The sequence below is a fragment of the Brevundimonas denitrificans genome (assembly GCF_030160755.1).
In the GTDB taxonomy this organism is placed as follows: domain Bacteria; phylum Pseudomonadota; class Alphaproteobacteria; order Caulobacterales; family Caulobacteraceae; genus Brevundimonas; species Brevundimonas denitrificans.
Window position 1 is genome coordinate 1 of record NZ_BSOY01000095.1, and the last position, 7,028, is coordinate 7,028.

At 70.2% G+C, this 7,028-nt stretch carries 9 protein-coding genes; all 9 read left to right on the plus strand.

Annotated elements, in window-relative coordinates; all coding sequences use genetic code 11:
* Positions 1-634: histone deacetylase family protein (locus tag QQJ79_RS14250; RefSeq protein WP_284223583.1), on the plus strand; the 634-nt coding region annotated here is incomplete at its 5' end.
* Between the two features lie 61 nt (positions 635-695).
* Complete coding sequence (locus QQJ79_RS14255; RefSeq protein ID WP_284223584.1) at positions 696-1,358, plus strand: histidine phosphatase family protein; 663 nt, start codon at positions 696-698, stop codon at positions 1,356-1,358.
* A 6-nt stretch (positions 1,359-1,364) separates the two neighbouring features.
* On the plus strand, positions 1,365-1,697 hold the full coding sequence (locus QQJ79_RS14260; protein ID WP_284223585.1) for a DHCW motif cupin fold protein: 333 nt from the start codon (positions 1,365-1,367) through the stop codon (positions 1,695-1,697).
* Positions 1,698-1,766: 69 nt separating this feature from the next.
* The gene (locus QQJ79_RS14265) at positions 1,767-2,408 is read left to right on the plus strand and encodes a peptidylprolyl isomerase (RefSeq protein ID WP_284223586.1); all 642 of its coding nucleotides are present in this window, start codon (positions 1,767-1,769) and stop codon (positions 2,406-2,408) included.
* Positions 2,409-2,466: 58 nt separating this feature from the next.
* Positions 2,467-2,715 (plus strand): exodeoxyribonuclease VII small subunit, encoded by a 249-nt coding sequence (locus QQJ79_RS14270; protein WP_284223587.1) that lies wholly within the window; start codon positions 2,467-2,469, stop codon positions 2,713-2,715.
* Positions 2,715-3,065, plus strand: a complete 351-nt coding sequence (locus QQJ79_RS14275; RefSeq protein ID WP_284223588.1) for a tRNA-binding protein — start codon at positions 2,715-2,717, stop codon at positions 3,063-3,065. The genes QQJ79_RS14270 and QQJ79_RS14275 overlap by 1 nt, the downstream gene beginning before the upstream one ends.
* Positions 3,066-3,103: 38 nt before the next feature.
* A complete protein-coding gene (locus QQJ79_RS14280; RefSeq protein WP_284223591.1) occupies positions 3,104-3,973 on the plus strand; it encodes a polyprenyl synthetase family protein in 870 nt (289 codons plus the stop codon).
* Between the two features lie 68 nt (positions 3,974-4,041).
* The gene (dxs, locus tag QQJ79_RS14285; protein WP_284223589.1) at positions 4,042-5,949 is read left to right on the plus strand and encodes a 1-deoxy-D-xylulose-5-phosphate synthase; all 1,908 of its coding nucleotides are present in this window, start codon (positions 4,042-4,044) and stop codon (positions 5,947-5,949) included.
* 203 nt (positions 5,950-6,152) lie between these two features.
* Positions 6,153-6,611, plus strand: coding sequence for a hypothetical protein (locus QQJ79_RS14290; protein WP_284223590.1), 459 nt, complete (start codon positions 6,153-6,155; stop codon positions 6,609-6,611).
* Positions 6,612-7,028: the final 417 nt, after the last annotated feature.

Sequence of the window (7,028 nt, forward strand, 5' to 3'; positions counted from 1 at the left end):
TGGCGCCGTGGTCGACGCCGTCCGCGCCGTGGCCCGCGGCGAGACCGCCCGCGCCTTCGCCGCCGTCCGTCCGCCCGGCCACCACGCCGAGCCGGACCAGAGCATGGGCTTCTGCCTGTTCTCCAACGTCGCCGTCGCCGCCCGCGTCGCCCAGTCGGAAGGCATGGCCCGTGTCGCCGTGATCGATTTCGACGTCCACCACGGCAACGGCACCCAGGCCGCCTTCGAGGCCGACGACAGCCTGTTCCTCGGCTCCATCCATCAGTCGCCCCTCTATCCGGGCACGGGCGCGGCGTCCGAGACCGGCGTGGGCAATATCGTCAACGTCCCCGTCGCGCCCCACGCCGCCCGCGAGGCCTGGCGCGGCGCCTTCGCCGGCGGCCTGATGCCGGCGCTGGAAGCCTTCGCTCCGGACCTGATCCTGATCTCCGCCGGCTTCGATGCCCACCGCCGCGATCCGCTTGCCCACCAGTCGCTGGAGGCCGAGGATTTCGCCTGGGCGACCCGCGCCGTGCTCGAGGTCGCGAGATCGTGCTGTGGCGGCAAGGTTGTGTCCTCGCTCGAGGGCGGTTACGACCTAGAGGGGCTGGGCCGTTCCGCGGTCGCCCACGTTCAGGCCTTGGGGGAGGAATAAAGGACGGTTCGCCAATCGCTTACCGCCGCACATCATGCCCACCCCCGCCAGAGACTCACTGATGGCCGACCCGCCAGAGCCCGTGAAGCCGGCGCTCTCGAAGCCGGAGCCCGCGCCGCCGCCGCAGCCGCGCGCCGCCCTGGTCTCCGTGCGACCCGGCGCCATCGTCCTCGCCCGCCATGGCGAGCCGGCCCTGTCGCGCAAATGCTTCCTGACCTCCGACCAGTACCGCGACTGGTGGGCCAAATATGAGGTCGGCGGCCTGCGCGCCGGCCAGACCCCGCCGCCGGAACTGCTGGCCACGGCCGAGGGCGCGGGCGCCATCTACGCCTCGACCCGGCCCCGGGCCCAGGAAACCGCCGCCGCCATCTGCGCCGGGCGCGAAGTCATGTCGGACGCCCTGTTCATCGAGGCGCCCCTTCCGCCGCCGCGCTTCCCGAGCTGGTTCAAGCTGCCGCCGAAATACTGGGGCGTGGTCGCCCGCATCTGGTGGCATGCCTTCAACCACCACGAGGGCCAGGAGACCCGCCGCCAGGCCGAGGTCCGCGCCGAAAAGGCCGCCCAGGCCTTGATCGCCCGCGCCGAGAGCGGTCAGGACGTGCTGGTGCTCGCCCACGGCTATTTCAACCACATGGTCGGCCGCCGCCTTCGCGCCGACGGCTGGGACCTGGTCCACAACCAGGGCTTCAAATACTGGTCCCAGCGCCGCTACGAGAAGCGCTGACGTCCGGTGAAACTGCCCGGGCTCGCCTTCACCGCCACCGACTGGTCAGCCGTGAAGCCGGTCGAGCATGCCGGCGAAACCGGGATGGCGCTCTGTCGCACCTTCTCCGCCGGGGACCTGCGGGTCAGGATGGTGGAGTACACGGCGGGCTATCTCGCCGACCACTGGTGCGACCGGGGTCATGTGCTCCTGGTTCTGGACGGCGAACTGGAAACCGAACTCCGGGACGGCCGCAGGTTCAGACTGACCGCCGGCATGAGCTATCAGGTCTCTGATTTCGGCGACGCGGCGCATCGCTCCTCGACCCGGACCGGCTGCCGGCTGTTCATCGTCGACTGAACCGACGCTTGCCCGTTGAAGCGGGCGGTCGCCGCCTCTAGGGTTCGATGACACGGCAAGGACAGGACGATGAACCGACGGTCGCTGCTCTCGCTCTCGCTCGCCCTCTGCCTCGCCGCGGTGCTGTCGGCCCCGGTCGCCGCGCAGGAACCGGCGCCGCCCCCGGCCGCCGCCGTCGCCCCCGCCGCGGTCCGCGTCATCCTCGAAACCAGCGCCGGACCCATCCTCGTCGAGACCGACCCCCGCGCCCCGATCACCGCCGCCAATTTCCTGCGCTATGTCGACGAGGGCCGCTTCGACGGCACGGACTTCTACCGCGGCATGGAGCTGGGCGCCGGGACCGGCGTGGTCCAGGGCGGGACGGCCAACGCGCCCGACCGCATCCTGCCGCCCATCGCCCATGAGCCGACCAGCCAGACCGGCCTGCGCCACGTCGACGGCGCCCTGTCCATGGCGCGCTTCGATCCGGGTACGGCCGACGGCGACTTCTTCATCATCGTCGGCAACCTGCCCGGCTTCGACGCCGGCCGGGCCGCGCCGGGCGATCCGGGCTTCGCGGTCTTCGGCCGGGTGGTCGAGGGCATGGACGTGGTCCGCGCCATCCTCGCCGCTCCCAAATCGCCCACCGAGGGCGAAGGCTTCATGCGCGGCCAGATGCTGGACCCCCGCGTCCGCATCGTCTCCGCCCGGCGAGTCCCGCCCGCCGGATAGCAATTGCGGGCCGGTCTCCGCTTGAGGCCCGCCTCCGCCCCCTCTAGGGTCGCCCCCGATGACCGACACAGCCTCCATTCCCGCCGACCTCAGCTTCGAGGACGCGCTCCAGCGTCTCGAGGCCATCGTCTCCAAACTCGAGTCCGGCCAGGCCCCGCTCGAGGAATCCATCGCCCTGTACGAGGAGGGCGCGCGTCTCAAGGCCCATTGCGAGAACCGGCTCAAGGCCGCCCAGCTGCGCGTTGAAAAGATCGTGGTCGGCCCCGACGGCCAGGCGAAGGGCGTCGAACCGGCCGAGTTCAGCTGATGCCGGCCCCGGCCGGCCAGATCGCCTTCGATGACTTCATGAAGGTCGATGTCCGCGTGGGTGAAGTCCTCGCCGTCGATCCCTTCCCCGAGGCGCGCAAACCGGCCTGGAAGCTGACCATCGACTTCGGCCCCGACGTCGGGGTGAAGAAGTCCTCGGCCCAGATCACGACCCACTACAGCCGCGACCAGCTGCTGGGCCGCAAGGTCGCCGCCGTGGTCAACTTCCCGCCGCGCCAGATCGGCCCCTTCATGTCCGAGGTCCTGACCCTCGGCTTTCCTGACGCGGCCGGAGAGGTCGTCCTGATCGGCGTCGACCGTGACGTCCCCGTGGGCGGGAGGCTGTTCTGAACCCGGTCCTCGCCGCCAATTCGCCGGAACAGGGCGTCATCGACCGGGTGGCCGAGATCGCCGACCTGGTCACCGTCGCCCTCGACGAGCTTCTGCCGCGCGCCGACGGCCCCGAATCGCGCCTGACGGAGGCCATGCGCTACGCCGCCCTCGGCCCCGGCAAGCGGCTGCGTCCCTTCTTCGCGCTGGAGGCGGCCAATCTGTTCGATATCGAGGAGCGGCCGGTGCTGCGCGCCGCCTGCGCCCTCGAATGCGTCCACGCCTACAGCCTGGTCCACGACGACCTGCCCTGTATGGACGACGACGACATCCGCCGCGGCCGCCCCACGGTGCACAAGGCCTATGACGAGGCCACCGCCGTCCTCGCCGGCGACGCCCTCCAGACCGCCGCCTTCGACATCCTGCTGCACGAGGACACCCACGACGATCCCGCCGTCCGCTGCGAGCTGGCGGCCCGGCTGTCGCTGGCCAGCGGCGCGCGCGGCATGGCCGGCGGCCAGATGATCGACCTGCTGGGCGTGCGCGACGACCTCGGCGGCGTGGCCCGGATGCAGCGGCTCAAGACCGGCGCCCTGTTCACCTACGCCTTTGAGATTCCCCTGATCATCGCCGGCGCCCGCGAGGTTCACCGCCAGGCCCTGATCAGCTTCGCCCACGACATCGGCCTGGCCTACCAGATCGTCGACGACCTGCTGGACGTCGAGGGCGACGAGGACATCCTCGGCAAGGCGGCCAACAAGGACGCGGCGCGCGGCAAGACCAATTTCGTCACCCTGCTGGGCGTCGATGCGGCGCGGCATCGCGTCGCGCATCTGGCCGATCAGGCCCGCGCCCACCTCGACGTCTTCGGTCCCGACGCCGAAATCCTCAAGGCGAGTGTGGACTTCGTGCTAAAGCGCCAGTCCTGACCGCTTCGCGTCCTTGTAATGACGCGGTAATAGTGGATCAAAGAGACCTCACGCGACTTAGAGTTTTCATGCCCGACACCCCGCTGCTCGACCAGGTTCATTTCCCCGCCGACACGCGTGGGTTCGACATCCCCCAGCTGCGCCGGTTGGCGGATGAGTTGCGGGCGGAGACCATCGATGCGGTCTCCACGACCGGCGGCCACCTCGGCGCCGGTCTCGGCGTGGTCGAGCTGACCGTCGCCCTGCACCATGTGTTCGAGACGCCGAAGGACATCCTGATCTGGGACGTCGGCCACCAGTGCTATCCGCACAAGATCCTGACCGGTCGCCGCGACCGCATCCGCACCCTGCGCCAGCCGGGCGGCCTCTCGGGCTTCACCAAACGCAGCGAGAGCGAATACGACCCGTTCGGCGCCGCCCACGCCTCGACCTCGATCAGCGCCGCCCTCGGCTTCTGCGCCGCCCGCGACCAGAAGGGCGAGTCGAACAAGGTCGTGGCCGTCATCGGCGACGGCTCCATGTCCGCCGGCATGGCCTATGAGGCCATGAACAATGCGGCCGAGACGACCAAACAGCTGGTCGTCATCCTCAACGACAACGACATGTCGATCGCCCCGCCGGTCGGCGGCATGAGCGCCTATCTGGCCAAACAGGTCTCGGGCGGCGCCTATCGCAATTTCCGCCGCTTCGGGAAGTCGGTGGCCGAACACCTGCCGCGCCCGTTCCGCAACGCCGCCCGCAAGGCCGAGGAATACGCCCGCGGCATGATCGTCGGCGGCACCTTCTTCGAGGAGCTGGGCTTCTACTATGTCGGGCCGGTCGACGGGCACGACATGGAGAACCTTGTTCCCATACTGAAAAACGCCGCCGCCATCACCGACCGCCCGGTGATCGTCCATGTCGTGACCCAGAAGGGCAAGGGCTACGCCCCGGCCGAATCCAGCGCCGACAAGCTGCACGCCGTCGCCAAATTCGACGTGGTCTCGGGCCAGCAGTCGAAGTCCATCTCCAACGCCCCGAGCTACACCAAGGTTTTCGGGACCGAGCTGATCAAGCGCGCCCATCTCGACCCCTCGATCGTCGCCATCACCGCCGCCATGCCCTCGGGCACCGGTCTGGACCTGTTCGGCCAGGCCTTCCCCGAACGCACCTATGACGTCGGCATCGCCGAACAACACGCCGTCACCTTCGCCGCCGGCCTCGCCGCCGACGGCATGAAGCCGGTCTGCGCCATCTATTCGACCTTCCTCCAGCGCGGCTACGACCAGGTCGTCCACGACGTCGCCATCCAGTCCCTGCCCGTCCGCTTCGCCATGGACCGCGCCGGTCTGGTCGGGGCCGACGGCGCCACCCACGCCGGGTCGTTCGACATCGGCTTCATGGGCGCGCTTCCCGGCATGGTGCTGATGGCCGCCGCCGACGAGGCCGATCTGGCCGCCATGATCGCCACCAGCCTCGAGATCGACGACCGCCCGTCCGCCTTCCGCTATCCGCGCGGCGACGGCGTCGGCGTCGAGATTCCCGAACTCGCCGCCCCGCTCGAGATCGGCAAGGGCCGCATCGTCCGCGAAGGCACGACGGTCGCCATCCTCAGCCTCGGCACCCGCCTGCAGGAATCGCTCAAGGCCGCCGACGCCCTGGCCGCCCGCGGCGTCTCGGCCACGGTCGCCGACGCCCGTTTCGCCAAGCCGCTGGACGCCGACATGATCCTGCGTCTGGCGCGCGAGCATGAATGCCTGATCACGGTGGAGGAGGGCGCCATGGGCGGCTTCGGCGCCTTCGTGCTGCAACTGCTGGCCGGGAAGGGCGCGCTCGACGCGGGCCTGAAGATCCGCACCCTCTGCCTGCCCGACGTCTTCCAGGACCAGGACAATCCGGTCGCCATGTATGCGACGGCCGGCCTCAACGCCGAACACATCGCCGCCGCCGCCCTCCAGGCGCTGGGGGTCGAGGCGACGCGGGCGGTCAGGGCCTGAAGCGCGTTCTCCCTCCCCACTTCGGGGAGGGACGGTGAGACGCAGCCGAGCCCGGGTGGGGAACGCCAGTCCCGCACCGCCGACGACCAGCTTCGCAATTCCCACCCGGTCGCTGCGCGACCACCCTCCCCATGAAGGGGAGGGAGAACGCAACCCTCCCTCGCCCCACCCGTTCTCGCGCGGGGCTTTGAGGGTTGAGTATCATGAAGTTCGTCGCCGCATACGCCGCCGTCGCCCTGGGTCTGGCCGCCGTTTCACCGGTGTTGGCGCAGGAGGCTGAGGGGCCGCCCTCAGGCCCCATCGAGATCATTCGCGCCACCGATGCCGCCATGACCTGCGCCGCCGTATCCGAAGAGGCGGCCCAACTCAGCGAGGCCATGGGCGGAGAACCCGACGGCGGCCTGTTCGGCCGTCTCGGCGACGTCGCCCGCGCCGGAGCCGCTATGGTGATTCCCGGCGCCGGCCTCGCCATCGCAGGCGCGGACGTCCTGACCGCACCCGGCCGCGAACGCAAGGAAGCCGAGGCCGCCGCCGTCCGGCATCGTTGGTACTATCTGAACGGCCTCTATGCGGGCCAGGGCTGTCAGGCCGCCGCCGACGCCGCCGGCCCCACCCCGGCCACCCCGGCGGACGCCGCCCCGGTGGTCGTGCCGGGGCCGTAATCCAGCGAGCTGGAGCCTTACCCCACCCGCTATCGTCATTCCGGGCGGAGGAAGCACCCCTTTTGCGGCTGGGGTCATGGCGCTCCGCTGACAATCCGCTGATTGCCAGCATATCGCGCGCGCGCAACTCTCTGATTTCGCGCGCCTTCGGAAAAATACAGCGTCCCCAGTCCGCCATAGGAAGGCCGCGTCCTAGACTCCCCCCGTCCCGTCGCAAGGGAGGCTCGCTCGGCCGGCGATCCGAAGCGGCGGCGGGAGCGGTTGGAGCGGGGTCTCGCTGCGCAAGCAGGGAGGCCGGACCGGATCCGGTGGCCTCCTGAGGGCCGGCCGGGGTGGAGGGCCGGGGGGGATACCCAGGCCGTTCCAGGGATCGGGATCGTCGCCCGACCTGCCCGTCGGAGGCGCTGCGGTAAGGCC